At 66.8% G+C, this 17341-nt stretch carries 14 protein-coding genes; 6 read left to right on the top strand and 8 right to left on the bottom strand.

Annotated elements, in window-relative coordinates; translation table 11 throughout:
* Positions 1-31: 31 nt before the first annotated feature.
* Positions 32-2563, bottom strand: a complete 2532-nt coding sequence (locus FHW94_RS07900) for a TonB-dependent receptor (RefSeq protein WP_168555096.1) — start codon at positions 2561-2563, stop codon at positions 32-34.
* A 271-nt stretch (positions 2564-2834) separates the two neighbouring features.
* Here FHW94_RS07900 and FHW94_RS07895 point away from each other — a divergent pair, with 271 nt between their 5' ends.
* The gene (locus FHW94_RS07895; protein WP_168555095.1) at positions 2835-3359 is read left to right on the top strand and encodes a Rid family hydrolase; all 525 of its coding nucleotides are present in this window, start codon (positions 2835-2837) and stop codon (positions 3357-3359) included.
* A gap of 37 nt (positions 3360-3396) precedes the next feature.
* Here FHW94_RS07895 and FHW94_RS07890 read toward each other — a convergent pair whose 3' ends face one another.
* Positions 3397-4314: a response regulator gene (locus tag FHW94_RS07890; RefSeq protein ID WP_168555094.1), complete on the bottom strand. Its 918-nt coding sequence runs from the start codon at positions 4312-4314 to the stop codon at positions 3397-3399.
* Positions 4314-5789, bottom strand: a complete 1476-nt coding sequence (locus tag FHW94_RS07885) for an ATP-binding protein (protein WP_168555093.1) — start codon at positions 5787-5789, stop codon at positions 4314-4316. Before FHW94_RS07885 ends, FHW94_RS07890 begins: the two co-directional genes overlap by 1 nt.
* Before the next feature lie 457 nt (positions 5790-6246).
* Here FHW94_RS07885 and chrA point away from each other — a divergent pair, with 457 nt between their 5' ends.
* Complete coding sequence (gene chrA, locus FHW94_RS07880; protein WP_168555092.1) at positions 6247-7596, top strand: chromate efflux transporter; 1350 nt, start codon at positions 6247-6249, stop codon at positions 7594-7596.
* Positions 7597-7603: 7 nt separating this feature from the next.
* Here the strand turns inward: chrA and FHW94_RS07875 are convergent, their stop codons facing one another.
* Entirely contained in the window at positions 7604-8746 is a 1143-nt protein-coding gene (locus FHW94_RS07875) for an MFS transporter (protein WP_168555091.1), read from the bottom strand.
* A gap of 140 nt (positions 8747-8886) precedes the next feature.
* Between FHW94_RS07875 and FHW94_RS07870 the strand changes: the two genes are divergently transcribed.
* Positions 8887-9792: a LysR family transcriptional regulator gene (locus FHW94_RS07870; protein WP_168555558.1), complete on the top strand. Its 906-nt coding sequence runs from the start codon at positions 8887-8889 to the stop codon at positions 9790-9792.
* A 72-nt stretch (positions 9793-9864) separates the two neighbouring features.
* On the opposite strand, the gene FHW94_RS07865 is transcribed toward FHW94_RS07870, so the two are convergent.
* Positions 9865-10593, bottom strand: coding sequence for a hypothetical protein (locus FHW94_RS07865; protein WP_168553770.1), 729 nt, complete (start codon positions 10591-10593; stop codon positions 9865-9867).
* A gap of 108 nt (positions 10594-10701) precedes the next feature.
* The gene (locus tag FHW94_RS07860) at positions 10702-11952 is read right to left on the bottom strand and encodes a S8 family serine peptidase (RefSeq protein ID WP_246865924.1); all 1251 of its coding nucleotides are present in this window, start codon (positions 11950-11952) and stop codon (positions 10702-10704) included.
* Positions 11953-12058: 106 nt separating this feature from the next.
* On the opposite strand from FHW94_RS07860, the gene FHW94_RS07855 reads away from it, so the two are divergent.
* The 3 genes from FHW94_RS07855 (at position 12059) to FHW94_RS07845 (ending at position 13637) form a co-directional block, all read left to right on the top strand.
* Positions 12059-12523 (top strand): RNA polymerase sigma factor, encoded by a 465-nt coding sequence (locus tag FHW94_RS07855; protein WP_168555090.1) that lies wholly within the window; start codon positions 12059-12061, stop codon positions 12521-12523.
* Positions 12520-13224: an anti-sigma factor gene (locus tag FHW94_RS07850; protein WP_168555089.1), complete on the top strand. Its 705-nt coding sequence runs from the start codon at positions 12520-12522 to the stop codon at positions 13222-13224. Before FHW94_RS07855 ends, FHW94_RS07850 begins: the two co-directional genes overlap by 4 nt.
* Positions 13225-13295: 71 nt before the next feature.
* Positions 13296-13637, top strand: coding sequence for a DUF2322 family protein (locus FHW94_RS07845; RefSeq protein ID WP_168555088.1), 342 nt, complete (start codon positions 13296-13298; stop codon positions 13635-13637).
* Between the two features lie 78 nt (positions 13638-13715).
* Here FHW94_RS07845 and FHW94_RS07840 read toward each other — a convergent pair whose 3' ends face one another.
* Positions 13716-16001, bottom strand: a complete 2286-nt coding sequence (locus FHW94_RS07840; protein ID WP_168555087.1) for a TonB-dependent receptor — start codon at positions 15999-16001, stop codon at positions 13716-13718.
* Positions 16002-16065: 64 nt separating this feature from the next.
* The gene (locus FHW94_RS07835) at positions 16066-17310 is read right to left on the bottom strand and encodes an MFS transporter (RefSeq protein WP_168555086.1); all 1245 of its coding nucleotides are present in this window, start codon (positions 17308-17310) and stop codon (positions 16066-16068) included.
* Positions 17311-17341 lie beyond the last annotated feature (31 nt).

The following is a 17341-nucleotide window of genomic DNA, read 5'->3' as shown; positions in this document are numbered from 1 at the left end:
ATCAAACCCGGAAACGGCGGCAGCCATTGCGTCAGAACGTGACGGTGGCACGGGCGTAGTAATATCCGCCGTTGATGCCCCATGGCGCAAAGGTGATGGGCGTATCGTAGTTGTTGCTGCCGTTGGCCGGGCGCCCGCCGACATTGGGCACTGTGGGTGCTTTCTTGTCGAACAGGTTGTTGGCGCCAACATCGAGGCGGAACGCCGGCGTCACCTTGTAGCCGACGTTGAGATCGGTGATCCCCGTGGTTCCGGTGCGCAAGACGGTGTAGCCATCGGCGTTGGCATAGCCGCTGCCCGAATAGCTGGTGCGCTGGTGCGCCGAGCCATAGATCGTTTCGCGCAAGTTGAACGAGAACGAACCCAGCGTGAACAGGGCGTTGGCAATGACCTTCACACGCGGCGTGGCCGTGGTCAGCCCGTCGATCGAGTTGGGGTCCAGCAGCGAGGTCTGGCTGAAAGCGGTGTTCACCACCTGGGAGGGCAAGGCATAGACCTTGAGCAGCTTGGTCTGGTTGTAGTTGAAGCCGAGCGTCCACGCGACCTTGGCGCCGCCGCCGAAATCGCTGGTATAGTCTGCGGTCGCTTCCACGCCGCGGGTGCGGGTGTCGGCACCGTTGGTAAAGATGTTGATCCCCGCATAGGACGTGGCATCGGCAAGGCTGACGCCGCGTGCGGTAAGGGCGTCGAGCACGGCCTGAGACACCACCGACGTGCCCTGCGAACCAAAGATCGCCGCCGAAGGCACGATGCGGTTCTTCAGCTTGATCTGATAGGCATCGACCGTGAGCTGCACGCCGCCGCCCGGATGGGCCACGAAGCCCGCCGAGAACGACGTGGACTTTTCGGGCTTGAGGTTGCCGAAGCCCAGGACCTTGGCCGCCGACGAGTTGGGCGGCAACTGGCCGAACGTGGTGCCCGGGCCCACGTTGACCGAGGAATAGTAGGATTCGGCCAGGGTCGGGGCGCGGAATCCGTTCGAGACGGTGCCACGAATGCCCAGAGCCGGGCTGAAATCATAGCGCGCGGTGACCTTGCCATTCCACACGTTGCCGAAATCGGAATAGTGTTCATAGCGCCCGGCAAGATCTAGGTGCAGGCCGGTAACGGGATCGACGGCCGCATCGATATAGGCGGCCACGGCACGGCGGCTGTAGGAGCCCGCGTCGGTTGGGGCAAAGCCGGGATAGGACTGGGCGCCGCCGCCATAGTAAGAGGCGAATTCACCCGACTGGATTGCATAGCCATCGCGGCGCCACTGACCGCCGAAGGCCAAAGTGAGCGGCTTGGCCATGCCCACTTCGAAGTCCTTGGTCACGCCCAGGTCTGCCGACCATTCGCTGTTGACCAGGGTGCCATCGTAGAAGTTGCGTTGCAGGCCGATGGCGGTGGCGCTTTGCGATTGCTGCATCGCATAGACAGTGGGGTTGGCCGAGTTGAGCGTGTAGAGCGCCACGGCGTCGCGACCGTAGGTGGCCGAAAGATCCCAGGCCCAGCCCGAAATGTCGCCCTTGAAGCCGAACGTGCCCGAGAAATCTTCCTCGCGCAGGCTTTCCTGCGGGTTGAAGCCGGCGGGCAGCGGATAGACCGTGGTGCCGGTGCTGGTGGTGCCCGAAACGCGGCTGGCGCGACGATAGTTTTCGAACGCCTTGGCCACGCGGTTGCCATAGCTGCCAAAGGCATAGGCCTGGATGCTGTCGGTGATGTCATAGCCAGCGTTGACCATGATGTTGTACAGCGAATAGCGCGCGTCGCCGTTGATGTTGTTGACCCGCGGGTAATAAGGGTTGGCCTTCACGCCGGCCTGGTCCACCGCGCTGATATCGGTGCGCACCGTGCAGTTTTGGGTGAAATAGCGGCGGTCGCAGCCACCACGCTGCGTGTAATCGTGAAACTTGTATTCGCCGGTCACATTGATGAAGCCGTTGTCGCCCAGCTTGGCGCCGAAGTTGAGCGCGGTGGAAAACGTCTTGCCGTCACCTTCGTAGTATTGGCCACCGGTGGTGGTGAACAGACCGCCCGAAGACTGGTCTTTCAGGATGATGTTGACGACGCCGGCGATCGCATCGGACCCGTACTGTGCGGCGGCGCCATCCTGCAGGATTTCGATGCGGCTGATGGCGTTGGTCGGAATGAAGCTGAGATCGGTGGTGGCCGCGCCCGAATAGGGGCTGCCGCCCAGCACGGCGAGGTTGGCGGTGAAGTGGCGGCGCTTGCCGTTCACCAGCACCAGGGTGTCGTTGGGCGAAAGCCCGCGCAGCGCGGCCGTCAACGTCAGGTTGGCGGTATCGCCGCCGAACGATTGGAAATTGAGCGACGGCAGCGTTTGTGCCAGCACCTGCGTGAGGTCTTGCTGCCCCACCGACTGGAACGCCTGGGTGCCGACCACCTGCACCGGCGCGGCGCTGTCGGCCGCCCGCATGCCGGTGACGCGCGTGCCGGTCACGATGATATCTTCGCCAACCGGCGGTTCGGCGGCCGGTGCATCCTGCGCCATGGCGATGGACGGCAGTGCGGTGGATGCAAGTAGCGATGCGAATGCAATTCGGGAATAGGCTGACATATCTTTGCCCCCATGGAAACGAGCCCTCCTCCCGCACCCCCTCCCAGGGGCGGGGCGCACGGATTGATCCGGGTTGTGTCCGGTCGTGCTGCCCTCGCTTGCCGGCGCCGCTTTTTGCAGCTGCCGGGCTTGATCGCGGCAATGGAAGGCAAATCAGCGGGATTGCCCATACGCTGATTGTCGTATCACGCGTTGCCGGGCAGGCATTAGGATGGCGCCCGGTAGGGGGCAGCCGCCCCCGGCACGCCATCACTTCTTGCAAGGATATGCCATGTCATTTTCCCCCGGCTTTCGCACGCGCGCCCTTGCCGCCCTTGGGTTTGCCGCCGCGGTGCTGGCCCCCATGGCCCCGGCCCACGCGCAGGTCACCAAGCTCCAGGCCGACCCCAAGGCACTGATTCTCGATGGCGCAGAGGTTGCCGCCGGGACCGACCTGTTCTTCCTGTCGGGGCAATTGGCCGCGCCGGTCGATCCCAAGAAGACCTTTGCCGATGTCAAATCCGTCGACGATCTGGGCGATACCAAGACGCAGACGATCAGCGTCCTCACCAAGATCAAGGCCCTGCTGGAAAGCCGGGGCTACAAGATGTCGGACCTGATCAAGCTGACGCTGTTCGTGGCAGCCGATCCCAAGACCGGACACATGGATTTTGCCGGCGCCAACGAAGGCTTCAAGCAGTTCTTCAAGACGGCGGACAATCCCACCACCGTGGCGCGATCCACGTTTCAGGTGGCGGCGCTGGCCGGCCCCTATTTCCTGATCGAGATCGAGGGGATCGCTGCGCGCAAGAAATAAGCGCACGCGGCGCGGCGTGCCGGCGCTTGGTTCGCGATCAGGGCGTGAGGGCCTTGATCGCGATCGCCGCGGCCGCCGCGCGCGTTTCGACACCCAGCTTTTCATAGATGCGCTCCAAGTGCTTTTGCACGGTGCGCGGGCTGATCACCAGAACCTGGCTGATATCGGCATTCGACTTGCCATAGCTGATCCACAGCAGGACTTCGGCTTCTCGCTCGGTCAGGCCCAGCCGGGTCTGCAACTGGCGCGCATCGACCTGGGGATTGAGTTCGTTGAGGCGGATCAGCACTTCGTTTTCGCGATAGTGCGCGATGAGCACCAGTTCGAGCGCGCCTTCGCCCTGCTCGATGCGCAGGCTGCTGCCGGTTTCGGTCTTGGCCAGCAGGCGTCCGACGCTCTGGCGCAGTTCGTCGGGCAATTCCGGCTGATCGCGGCGCCATCCCGGCGCGATGCGGTTGATCGCCTGTTCCGCCAGCGGCGTGCACCACAGCAGGAAGCCGCTGGTATCGGTGGCCATCATCAGGCGCCCGGTGGCATCCAGACTGGCCGTGCTGGCCTGCACCGCGCGGGCATGACCCAGGTGCACGCGCACGCGCGCCAGCAGTTCGTGCACGTTGATGGGCTTGCGCACATAATCCACGCCGCCCACCTCGAACCCTTCGATGACGTGCTCGCTTTCGGTTAGCCCGGTCATGAAAATCACCGGCACGTGCGCGGTTTGCGGATTGGCCTTGATCCGCGCGGTGGTTTCGAAACCATCGATGCCCGGCATGATTGCATCCATCAGCACCAGATCAGGCGTGATGTGCTGCAATAGGTCGAGCGCGGTCTGGCCTGCGGTGGCGACCAGCACCTGGATGCCGCCGGCTTCCAGCGTGTCGGTCAACAGGTGCAGGGCGGCCGGCTCGTCATCGACCACCAGCACGGTGTCGCGGCGGACTTGCTGGTGCTCCATCAGTATTCGTCCAGCATGCGGGCAAGGCCTGCCATGTCGAACCGGTCGAGCCGGGCATAGAGCCTGGCAATGAGGTCTCCGGCTTCGGGCGCTGCCCGTTCCAGCGCGGCGATCTCTCCGGCAATGGCGCGGGCATGGCCGATACGCAGGAATTCGCGCAGGCGTTCGACGTGGGGCTGGGCTGCCGGCGGCAAAGCAGTGGCGGGCGCACGGCGCTGCAGGGTGGGTGCGATATCCTCGCGTTCCCATTCCAGGCCCAGTTCCTGGCCGATGGCGTCGATCAACCGCCCGATTTCCACCGGCTTGACGAGGAAAAGGTCATGCGGGGCGGCCGCATCGCTGGCGGCCTGTCCATCCGGGCCATGCCGTTCGTGGGCGTTGGCCGAAAGCATGACGATCCGAACGGCATCGGCAAAGCGGTCACGCAGCCGTGCCGCGGTTTCCCAGCCCGAGCAACCCGGCATCTGCACGTCCAGCAGCACGAGATCGAAGCGCTGGCCGTTGCAGAGCGCCAGCGCGGTTTCGCCGCCGGGGGCCACCGCCACTTCAAAGCCCACGTCGTTCAGCGCCTGGCGCACGAAAGCCAGCTGTTGCAGATCGTCATCGACCACCAGGATGGTGCGGCGGCGCCCGGTATAACCGGTGATGCGCCCCGGACGCGGCCCCGTGTCGCCAGGCACCCACACCTTGGGCAACATCATCCTCACGCGAAAGCAACTGCCTGCGCCCGGCGTGCTGACAAGGTCGAGATCACCGCCCAGGATATGGACGATTGCGCGCGTGATCGGCAGGCCCAGGCCAAAGCCATTGGTTGATCCGGCCTGGGCCACACCGCGTTCGAACGGCGAAAAGATCCGCTCGCGCTCTTCGGCGGAAATCCCGGGGCCGCTGTCTTCCACTTCGAAACGCGCGACCTCGCCCGAATGCACGACACGCAGCACCACCCGGCCACGGTCGGTAAACTTGATGGCATTGCCCAGCAGGTTGATCAGCACCTGGCGCAGCCGTTTCTGGTCGGTGCGGACGAATTCCGGCAGGCCCTGCGGCGCTTCGTAATGGAACGCCAGACCCTTGGCTCTGGCGTCGGGCTCGAACATGCGGACCAGCTGGTCGAGGAAGGCCGGCAGGCGCACCACATCGCGGGCCACGCGGGTCACCCCGTTTTCCACCAGGGAGATGTCGAGCAGCCCTTCCACCAGATCGATCAGGTGTTCGGTGCTGCGCAGGATCACCTTGGCCGCCTCGCGCGGATCGACGCCGGATCGGCGCTCGATCAGTTGCGCATAGCCATAGATGATGTTGAGGGGCGCGCGAATTTCGTGGCTGACGTTGGCGAGATAGCGGCTCTTGGCCGCGTCGGCCGCGCGGGCCGCGTCACAGTCGCGCTCCAGGTTGGCCACCAACTCGGCATGGCTGCGGGTGTCTTGCGGGGCGGCGGTCGGCGGCTTGCGCAGATGACGGGCGGTTTGTGCCATCAAGGCGTTGCCGATCGCTGCGGGCCTTGCGTCCCGTTCGGGTACAATCGTTTGCCACCCGCAGCGCAGCAAAGGCGCGCCGGAGAAACCGGTTCAGGCGAAAGCCAGTTCGACATTGTGTTTACGACCCCCAGCACGCTTCGTGTTCGATTGCGCCGCTCCGCCAAGTCTGCACTGGAAGATATCCGCTATCAAGGCCGATCGTAGGTCGGAACGGATGGTTTTCGACGCAGTGCAGCAAGTCTGCGGCGAAGTACTTGGCGGGCAAGGGCATTGCCGTGATAGGCGCGCGCGTCACAGTGTCGCTGAAGCGGTTGCATCCCGGCTTGTCATGCCGCCGATTACGCGGTTAAATCGGCATACCGGGACTGGGGCGGGCCTCCCGGACAGGCGCTAGCCCAAGCGTTGCCCATTATTTGCCTGCCGCTGGCGGGCGCGATGGCGTTTGGGGAAAGCGATGACGATACGGCATGACGGGGTGGCTGCGCGCGAGGAGGCCGCTTTGCCGGGTACACCCACGTTCGGCGAACTCGTGCGGGTGGCCGCGCGCATCGGCTGCCTCAGCTTTGGCGGGCCAGCCGGGCAGATCGCCCTGATGCACCGCGAACTGGTGGACGAGCGGGGCTGGATCGACGAGGCCCAATTCCTCCATGCGCTGAACGTGTGCCATTTGCTGCCTGGTCCTGAGGCACAGCAACTGGCGATCTGGATCGGGTGGAAGCTGCACGGCGTCCGCGGCGGGCTGGCGGCCGGGTTGCTGTTCGTGATCCCCGGCGCGCTGGTTATTCTTGCTTTGTCGATGGTCTATGGCTTTGCCGCGCGCGTGCCGTGGTTTGCCGCGCTGTTCCTGGGGATCAAGTCTGCGGTTCTGGCGATCGTGGTCCAGGCGCTGTGGCGCGTGGCGGCGCGTGCGCTCGATACCGGGTTGAAGCGGGGTATCGCGTTCACCGCGTTCCTGGCTCTGGCCCTCGGCAATGCGCCTTTCCCGGTGGTGGTGGCTATGGCGGCGCTTCTAGGCGCGATCGTTGCGGCATGGCGACCGGCGCTCTTGGCGATCAAGCCGGCATCGCCACCGATGGCGCACACGCCGATGCCGTGGCGGGCCAGCGTGACGGCGGCTGCGGTGGGCGCCGCGGCATGGGCCGCACCGATGCTGCTGATCCTGGCAACGCTGGGCCGGGGGCATGTGTTGTGGCAGATCGGCGCCTTCTTTTCCCGGCTCGCGGTGGTCACGTTCGGGGGTGCCTATGCGGTGCTGGCCTATATGGCGCAGCAGGCGGTCACCGGCCATGGCTGGCTTTCCGCCGGGGAAATGGCCGATGGCCTGGGGCTGGCGGAAACCACGCCGGGTCCGCTGATCATGGTCACGCAGTTCGTGGGATACCTCGCCGCGTTCCGGGCGCCGGCCCCGTTCGGCCCGGTCATGGCTGGTATCCTGGGCGCGCTGCTTACCACCTGGGTCACGTTCGTGCCGTGCTTCCTGTGGATCTTCGCCGTGGCGCCATGGCTTGAACGGCTGGAGCATGCCCGCCGGTTGAAGGGCGCGCTGGCGGCGATCACGGCCGCGATCGTGGGCGTGATCGCCAATCTGGCGCTGTGGTTCGGGCTGCACGTGCTGTTTTCCAGAGGCACGGCGGCGCGGCTGGGCACGGTGTCGGTCGCGTTGCCCGATCTTGCCAGCCTGGATTGGCGCGCCGCCGCCCTGGGGACCCTGGCGGCCTACCTGCTGTTCCGCCGGCGTTGGAGCGTGATGACGGTCCTGCTGGCCTGCGCGGCGGGTGGCCTTGCCTTGGGCATGCTGCCCTGATCGGGCGTCAGCGCTTGCGGCTGGTGAAGAGGATCGCCACCAGCCCAAGCGCCGAGGTCGCCGCGCCGGCCAGCGCGATCACCGGATAGCCCAGATCCAGCGCGATGACCCCGCCACCCAGCGCCGCGCCCAGGGCATTGCCCAGGTTGAAGGCGCCGATGTTGACCGACGAGGCCAGGTGCGGCGCATCGGCCGCTGCGCTCATCACTCGCACTTGCAAAGGCGGCACCAGGGCAAAGCTGGCCACGCCCCACAGGAACACGATCACCGCCGTGGGCCAGGCAAAGGGCATCAGCAGGGCAAAGGCGATCAACACGGCGGTCAACGCCGCCAGCGTGACGATCAGCGTGCGATCGACCGAGCGATCGGCAAACTTGCCGCCCAGCCAGTTCCCCACGGTAAGACCCACGCCATAGGTGACGAGCATGGCAGTGATGAAGCCCAGCGAGGCGTGGGTGGCGTTGCGCAGGATCGGGCTGATATAGGTGAACACGGTGAACATCGCGCTCGATCCCACGACCGTCAGCGCCAGCGCGCCCAGCACTTTGCCACGCATCAGCACGCGCAGTTCGGCCATGGCGTTGCCGTCGGTCTCGGCCGGCAGGGGCGGCAGGGTGAAGCGCAGCGCGGCCATCATCGCCAGGCCGAGTGCGGCGATCGCCCAGAACGGCGTGTGCCAGCCCACGTTTTCACCCGCCCAGGTGGCGAGCGGGACGCCCACGACGTTGGCGATGGTCAATCCCATGAACATCGTGGCGACGGCACCGGCCTGGCGCTGCGGCGGCACGAGGCTGGCCGCGACCACCGATCCCACGCCAAAGAATGCCCCGTGGTTGAAAGAGGTGACCAGCCGCGCCACCAGCATCATGGTATAGCTGGTGGACAGCGCGGCCAGCAGGTTGCCCAGGGTGAAGATGCCCGCCAGGCCAACCAGCAGCGTGCGGCGCGACACGCGGCCGGTAGAGAGCGTCATGATAGGCGCACCCACCACCACGCCCATGGCATAGGCGCTGATCAGCAGGCCAGCGGCAGGGATCGATACGCCAAGCCCCGTGGCAATGGCGGGTAGCAGGCCCATGGGGGCAAATTCGGTGACCCCGATGCCAAACGCACCCAGGGCCAGGGCCATCAGCCCGGCATTCCATTTCATCGCGGTGATCCTGATCTTTTTTGCGGCGCGCGGGCGCCTTGCCAACAGATGCACAGATGGACCAGAGTAGCGGCTCTGTTTAGAGCGTGCCCACGCGAAGGATTTGTGCATTGAACGCAAAGATCGAGGCCGGTGCTGGAATGGACCGGGCGCGCGAGATGGCGCTGTTTGCCGCCGTGCACGATCATGGCAGCTTTTCGGGTGCGGGCAGGGCGCTTGGGCTCAGCCCATCGGCGGTCAGCCGGGCGGTGGACCGGATCGAGGCGCGGCTGGGCGTGCGGCTGGTGCTGCGCTCCACCCGCGCCCTGACGATGACCGCCGAAGGCCTGGCCTATCTGCGCGCGGCGCGTCGCATTCTCGCGGATCTGGACGAGGCCGAGCAGCAGATCGCCGATCGCGGCACGCCGCGCGGTCGCTTGCGGGTGAGTGCGGCGCTGTCGCACGGGCGCCTGTGCGTCGTGCCGGTGCTGGGCGGCTTCGTGCGCCGCTATCCCGATGTGCTGGTGGACATTGCGCTGACAGATACGCTGGTTGACGTCGCCGCCGGAGAGGCCGACGTGGCCATTCGCTTTGGCCCGCTGGCCGACAGCACGCTGACCGCGCGCAAGCTGGGGGCGAATGGCCGCGTGATCGTCGCTTCCCCCGATTACCTCGCGCGGCAAGGCACGCCGCAGGTGCCCGAAGACCTGCTGGCCCACAACTGCCTCAATTTCAACTTCCGCCGGGCAGAACCGACCTGGCCATTCCGCCGGATCATGGCGGATGGCATGGCGCACGATTTCGCGCTTGAAGTGCACGGCACGATCGTGGCCAACAATGGCGAGACGCTGGGCGATCTGGCGCAGGCCGGCATCGGCATTGCCCGCGTCGGCACGTTCAGCGTGGCGCAGGCTCTGGCCGAAGGGCGGCTGGTGCCGATCCTGGAAGACTTCAATCCCGGCGACGAGGAGCAGATCCACGCGATTTTCGTGGGCGGCGGGGCCACGCCGGCGCGGGTGCGGGTGTTTGTCGATTACCTGGTGGAAAGCCTGCGCTCTCCGCGATGAAAGCAGACGCGCGAAATCCCGGCGTGCAGGAGCACGCCGGGATTGTTAGCCCGGTGGTTAAGGCCGGTTCGCTTAGCGGTTGGCCGAAGCAGAGCCGGTGAGCGACCCGCTGGCGCTACCACTGGCCGAGCCGCCCACTTGCGAGGCGGCCGAGGTCGCCTGGTTCGCGGTGTTGCGCGCCGTGCTCGAAGCGGTGCTGGCCGCGCCCTTTGCCTTGCTGGCACCGGTGGCAGCGGCATTGCCGGCGGTGGTGCGGGCCTGCGCCACACGCTGGGTCGCCGTGTCACGCGCAGCAGTGGCGGTGTCGGTGGCGCGGCTGGCGGTCGTGCTCGCGGCACTTTGGGCGCGCGTGGTTGCGGTGCGGGCCGCGCTGCTCACCTGGTCGGTGCCGATCGCCTGCGCGTCGGCGCTGCCGCCCAGCGTGCCACTGGCACTGCCGGTCAGTGACCCGGCAACCGAGCCGGCGGGGGCGGTCAGGTTTTGGCTTGCCGAACCGTTGGCGCTGCCGCTGGCGGTGCGATCGGCATGAACCTGGCCATTGTGGCGGTTCACCTTGGCATGGCCATTGGTGCTGCCCGTGGCATTGCCGCTGCCGGTGGTGGTGGAGCGGACGCTGTCGAGCGTGGACGCGCCGTCCAGCGTATTGCCCAGCATGCCGCCGCCAATGGTGCCGCCCATCACGCCGCCGACGGTTCCGCCCAGGCCACCGCCAAGGCCGCCCCCGCCACCCAGCAACTGGGCATGGGCCGGCATGGCCACGAGCGTGCAAGCGATAAGCGAAGTGGCAAAAATCTTGCGCATGGTGAGATCCTTTCCTGACTGCGAGATCGCTGGTGCTCCGTGCGATCCCTTTGTCCTGAAAACGGACCCCCGATTGGATTTAATCCATCGCCTGCAAAATTTTTCGCATTACCTACAAATCGTGCACAACAGGCCCCGGCCATATTGGGCGTCCGGGCCACGCGGGCCCAGGTCGATCGCTTCGCGATCCAGCGCCTGGGGCAAAGCCGCACGGGCATCGCGCGCCGCAGCCACGCGTGCGGCCACCAGTGGCGCTGCAAACGACGTGCCGCGCACCGGCACCCATCGGCCACGCGCGTCGGGCGCGCGCATGCCGGCACCGGGGGCGGCGTAGTCCAGGTGCAGCGCGCGGCCTGCCTCGATCAGCGGGCGATTGCGCGCGTCAACGGCGGTCACGGCCAAAACGCCGGGATAGCTTGCCGGATAGGCGGGTGGCGCGGCGGGTCCGTCGTTGCCCACTGCCGCCACGATCACCGCCCCTTGGCGCAGCGCGGCGGCAACGGCCCGGCCGAGCACGGGATTGGCCGGTCCCACCAGGCTGATCGTCACTACGCGCACCTGCCGACCGATCAGCCAATCGATGGCCCGGGCAATGGCCAGCGCATTGCCGCCCGCCGGGCCACGGCCATAGACGTCGGCGGCCGCCACATGGCGCACGCCCGCGCGGGCCAGCAGCCCGGCGACCGCGCTGCCGTGATCGGATGGCGCCGGTGCGCCGGGGGCAAAGCCCTGCAGTGCGTCCACCGGTTGGGCGGGGGCGCCATCGATCATGCCCACCGTGGTCTGCAAGGGCGGCAATGCCGGCGCCCCGCTCCCGGCGCGCGCGGGCGCAGACGATGCGGCAGGAAAATGAAGCACATCGCTGGCGATGCTGGCGCCGGGCAGTGCCTTGCTCAACATCGCCTGTGCGCGCGCCAACGGCATTCCGGTGGGCACGGCCAGCCGCGTCACGTCCAGGTCCAGCGCGCCCAGACGTTCCTGCCCCAGCATCCCAAAGCCCAGGCCACGCGCCGTTTCCAGCATCGCGGGATCGGGCGCCATGACCAGCAACTCACCCTTGCGCGCCGGGTTGCCGTCCAGATCGCGTTCTACGGTCGTGGGGTTTTGCCGCAGCAGGCGGGCAACCCGATCGAGCCTGGCCTGGGCCAGCGTGGTAACAGTCTGGGCAACGGACGCGCCGACATCGTCGAGCGTACCGTCCAGCGCGCCGGGCACGCGCTCCAGCCCCCGGCGCGCGCTATCGGTTAGCGGATCGAGCGTGTTGCCGATGCCAGGCAGTGCCACCTGGGCCGGCGCAGAGGTTGCCAGCGGCGCCGACAGGGCGAGTGCGCAGAACAGGGCAGGGGCGATCGGGCGCAAGAGAGTTTCCCAACTGGGCGGAAGTGCCTATGGATGAAACGAGCGACATCGTTCGTTCTATCCATGGAAAAAGGCAAGAACGCTGGCCGACCGCTTTGAAACCGACATGCTGGCCCTGTTGCCCCGGCTGCGCCGGTTTGCCACAGGCCTGGCGCGCGACGCGGCGCGGGCCGATGATCTTTGCCAGATGACCGTGGAACGCGCGCTGCGCAGCCGCCAGCAATGGCAGCCGGGCAGCCGCATGGACAGTTGGATGTATCGGATCATGCGCAATCTGTGGATTGACGAGGCCCGCGCCGAAACGCGCCGAGGGCAGACCTTCGTAGACGAGGATGCCGGCCTGGCCGTGGGCGCGGACGGCGGCCAGGAAGCGCGCGCCGTGCTTTCCGACATTGACCGCGCCATGGCTCGCCTGCCCGACGAACAGCGCGAGGCGGTGCTGCTGGTGATGGTCGAAGGCTGGTCGTACAAGGAAGCGGCCGAGATCGTCGGCTGCCCGGTCGGCACGCTCAATTCGCGATTGGTGCGCGGGCGCGACGCCTTGCTGGCGATGCTGGACGACGGGCAATGAGCGTCTCGCCCGAAACGCTGGCGGCCTATGCCGACGATCAGTTGCAGGGCGCCGAACGGGCAGACGTGGAACGCGCCATCTTGGCCGATCCCGATCTGGCCCGCCAGGTGGAGCGGCACCGCGCGCTCAAGGACCGGCTGGCCGCACACTATGCCCCGGTGATGGCAGCGCCGCTGCCCGATGCCTTGCTCACGGCCTTGGCGCAAAGCCCGGCACCCGTGGCAGACCTTGCCGCCGCGCGCGCCCGGCGCAATCGGTGGCTGGGCTGGGGTGCCGGCCTGGCGCTTGCTGCCTCGCTAACCCTGGCGGTGGTCTTGCCGCGCGGCGGTGCGGATGGTGCGTTACCCGGCTATGCCGATGGCCCGCTGGCCAGCGCCCTGGACACCCAGCTATCAGGCCAGGCCCCGGCCGGCGCGCGGTTTCGGGTGGTCATCAGCTTTGCCGATGCCAGCGGCGCCTTGTGTCGTGGCTACGCCGGTGGGCAGGGCAGCGGGATTGCCTGCCACGATACGCGCGGATGGAAAGTGACGCGGGAGGTAGGCGGCGCTCCAAGCGGTGCGGACGCGGGCGATGCCGCCTATCGCCAGGCGGGCAGCGCCGACGCGGCCCTGATGGCCCTGGCCCAAGACATGGCACAGGGCCCGGCGCTCGATGCGCAAGCCGAGCAGGCGGCGCGGGCCAAAGGGTGGCAGCAACGCTGACGCGGGCCCGGTGGGTTGCCGCCCCGGCAAAGCGCGTTATGGGGGCCGCGATGCAACAAGGACCAAGCGCCATGCCCCGCCCGATCGAACCGGCCACCACGTTCAAGGATAACCTCGCCCTGCTGCCGCCGATCACCGGAGTGAACCGGGTCGACCTGATCGACGCCGCCGGCGCGGTGGTGGACAGCATCCCCAACCTGCCCGGCAAGCAAGGCTCGCTCGCCATCTATCACTATCTTGGGCAAGTGTTCGGCGGCTTGGATCAGGCGGCCGCGGCCCATGGCCTGGCGCTGTTTGCCGAACACACCAGCGATGCCCGGCAAAATCCCGGCGCGCATCCCAATGTCGATCGTCTGCTGGCGATTGCCGCCGGTGGCGCGCCGCTTGGCATCGTCGCCATCCCTGCCGCCTGACCGCGGCACGGGATTTTCATTCAAGAGCCCGCCCCGCGCACATGGCGCGAGGCGGGCATTTCGCCAGGATGGCTGCGATCAGAACGTCTTGCGCAGCGTCACCCCGCCATAGCGCACGTCGTCGCGCGGCACGTAGCGGACGATGCCGGCCACCCCGCCATTGACCAGGTAGCTGGCATAGTGGGTTTTGGTGATGTTCTTGACATAGGCGCGCACCTGCCAGCCATCGTCGCTGCCCAGCAGGGCCACGCTGCCGTTCCAGATCGCATAGGCCGGCTGGATCGTGCCGGGCGTCTGCGTGAGCTGGTACTGCGTTTCGCTCTTGAAAGCGATGTCGCTCTGCAGTTCCAGATCCACCGCCTGCGTCAGGGCAAAGCGATAGGCCGCATTGGCGAACAGCTTGACCTTGGGCGCGAAGGGCAGCGGCTTGCCATTGATGTCACAGCTGGCGGGCAGGCCAGCCGGGCAGTTGAAGTTCACCACCTTGGCATCGTCATAGGCGGCCGACAGATCGACGGTGAAGCCCTTGGTCGGGACCAGCGTCACGTCGGCCTCGATGCCTTGCGAGCGCACTTTGCCGGCATTGATCAGGCGCGTCACCGACGTGCCGTTGACCAGGTCCGCCACGTTCGCCTGATAGTTCTTGAACGTGGTGGTATAGGCGGCGATCGCATAGCGGACCGAACGGTCGGCCGTGCTGCCCTTGATGCCCACTTCGAACGAGTCCGAGGTTTCGGGCGCGAGCGCGATTTCGTCGGTCGCCTGCATGTTGAAGAAGGCGTTGTAGGCCGGGCCCTTGTACCCGCGCGACCAGGTGCCATAGACCTGCGCATGGGGGCTCACGTCCCACTGCAGGCCCAGGCGCCAGGAATCGCCCCGCGTGGAGGTGGAGCCGTTGCTGTTGTGATAAGCACGGATGCCCGACACGGCCAGCGCGCTGTTGCCGGTGTTGTTCGGATCGTTGGTCGACGTGCGAACGTGGTAGTACGATAGCTTGTCCCAGGTGGAACGATAGCCGGCAATCGCGCGGAAGCTGCTGGTGAAGTTGAGGTTGGCTTCCCCGAACAGCGCGTAGTTGTTGGCGCGGATGCCATAGTTGGCCACGCCCGTCGTCACGCCCGAGGTGCGCGTCAGGTCACGCTGATAGCGCTCGTCGGTTTCCGCGCGCAGAACATAAGCGCCAACGACATAGTCGATCAGCTTGCCCTTGGGCGACGTGAGGCGCAGTTCCTGCGAGTACTGGTTGGTGTTGACGTCGCCATGGTCCTCGCTCTGGGCCTGCACGGCGGGGCTGGCCTGCGTGGCGTCGAGGTCCTGGTGCTGGTGGTTCTTCCATCCACGCCAGGCCGTGATCGAGGTCAGCTTGTAATCGCCCCGCGAAAGATCCGCGGTAAGCGAAGCGCCGAAATTCTCGTCGCGCACGTCGGTGTTGAAGCTGGTTGCGGCGGTGCGATTGGCCGGGCCGGCGGTGATGCCATAGCCATTGAGGATGCCGACCAGCGTGGGCGAAGGGGTGACCGCGTTGGTGGGATAGGCGATCTGGCTGGTGTTGGCATAGACGCCGTTTGACGTGGTGTCGTAGCTGTGCAGCCAGTCCCCGGCGAGCGTCAGCGTCAAGGCGTCGCTCGGGCGCGCCTCGATCTTGCCGCGCAGGCCATAGCGCTCATAGCCGTTGACCTTGTCCTTGGTGACGGCGTTCCACACGTTGCCCTTGTAGTTGGCATAGAGCCCGTCGATGCGCGCCGAGACCGTGTCGGTCAGCCCGCCGGTCACGCCCGCCTTGACGCGGTATTCCGCGTCGGTGGTGGCGCCGCCTTCGACATAGGCGTGGAACTGCTGGCTGGGCGCGGCGGTGACGATGTTGATCACGCCGGCCGAGGCGTTCTTGCCGAACAGCGTGCCCTGGGGCCCGCGCAGCACTTCGATCCGCTCCACTTCGCCCACGTCCAGCGTAGCCTGGCCCGGGCGGTTGAGCACCACGCCATCAAGCACGGTGGAAACCGAGGATTCGACGCCCGGCGAGGTGGTGATCGTGCCCACGCCGCGAATGAACACGGTGCGGTCCTTGTTCGAGGCGCCGCTACGGAAATCCACGGTCGGCACGCTGGCCGAAAGATCCTGCAGGTTGTGGATGCCGCGATCGTTCAGTGATTGCCCGCTGACCGCGCTGATCGCGATAGGAACCTGTTGCAGGCTTTCATTGCGGAAACGTGCGGTGACCACGATCTCGCCAGGCGCCGGGGCGTTGGCTTCTGCCGGTGCTGGTGCCGGGGCGGCATCCTGGGCAAAGGCGGCGGCGGAAGGCACGACCAGTGCGCCGGCCAGCAAAAGGGCGCGGCGGTGCGACACGGAAAACTGGGGCATTGATTTCTCCCTTGAACGCCGCCGCGCTATATTCAACTGAATAGGTAGAGAAGAAACTTTTTCTTTAGTGCCCCAACGCAATGCCCGCTTCGCCGTTCTCCACCGGCACGATGCGCGGCATGGTCAGGCTGATCCAGCCCAGCGCGAGCAGGTAAGAGACGGCGGCAAAGGCGAAAAGCGGGCCATATCCCAGCCCCGCAGCCAAGGTGAGGCCGGCGATCTTGGTGATCGCGGTGCCGCCTAGATTGCCGCAAAATGCGGAAAAGCCGGTCACGCGGCCGACGCGTGCCCGCGGTGTCACATCGGCGATCAGGCCAAACAGGCTGGTGGAAAAGCCCTGGTGCCCGGCCAGCGCCAGGGCCAGGACGGCTGCCGCGCCCCAGGCGCCCGGCATCAGCAAGGCGAGCGGCACGGGCACAACCACGAGCGCGGAAACCAGCATCATCTGCTTGCGCACTTTGTCGATCGGCTTGCCCGCGCCGATCCAGCGGCTGGAAACCGTGCCCGCCAATACCGAACCCAATGCCGCCCCGGCATAGGCGAGCGCCAGCGGCGGACCCAGTTCGGTGCCGGCCAGCCCAAAGGCGCGGTGAAAATAGTCGGGCATCCAGAACAGCATCAGGAACCATGTGGCGTCGGACAACACCTTGGCCCCAGCAATCGTCCAGGTGCGCGCCTCGCGCCACACGGGCACGGGATCAGGATCGCCGGCCACGATGCGCGGTGCATCGTCGAAATCGACCCCACGCGTTGCCAGCCACCAGGCCAGCGCCCAGACCAGGCCCAGGGCGCCCGCCACCACGAAGGCTGCGCGCCAGCCCCACAGCGCGGCGACCAGCGGGATTGCCAGCGGCGCCAGGATCGCGCCGATGGAGTTTACCGCGTTGGACAGGCCGATGCCGGTAGAGCGTTGCTCGGGCGGAAAGATCGCGGCCATCGTCTTGATCCCGGCCGGCGTGCCCATCGCCTCGGTCATGCCCAGGCCGATGCGACAGGCCATGAACCCGGCAAAGCTGCGCGCCCACCCGTGAGCCATCGCCGCAAGCGACCACGCCGCCACGCCAAAGGCATTGGCCCGCCGCACCCCCAGCCGGTCGACCAGCCAGCCGGCCGCCAGAAAGCCAAACGCGGCGCCGGCCTGAAACAGCGCGGCCAGCGTGCCGTAATCGTCGTCGGTCCAGTGCAGGTCGGCCGCGATCGTGGGCTTCAACACCGCGATGATCTGGCGATCGACCAGATTGAGAATGCCGGCCGTCAGCGCCAGGAGGAACAGCAACTGGCGGCGGCGAGGGCTGAGCAGGGCAGTCATTGGCGGGCGGCACTCCTTTGCCAAGCCTGTT

Source organism: Novosphingobium sp. SG720, from assembly GCF_012275365.1.
GTDB lineage: Bacteria > Pseudomonadota > Alphaproteobacteria > Sphingomonadales > Sphingomonadaceae > Novosphingobium > Novosphingobium rhizosphaerae.
The sequence above is the reverse complement of the archived record's forward strand: the minus strand, read 5'-3'. Positions and strand labels throughout refer to the sequence as shown.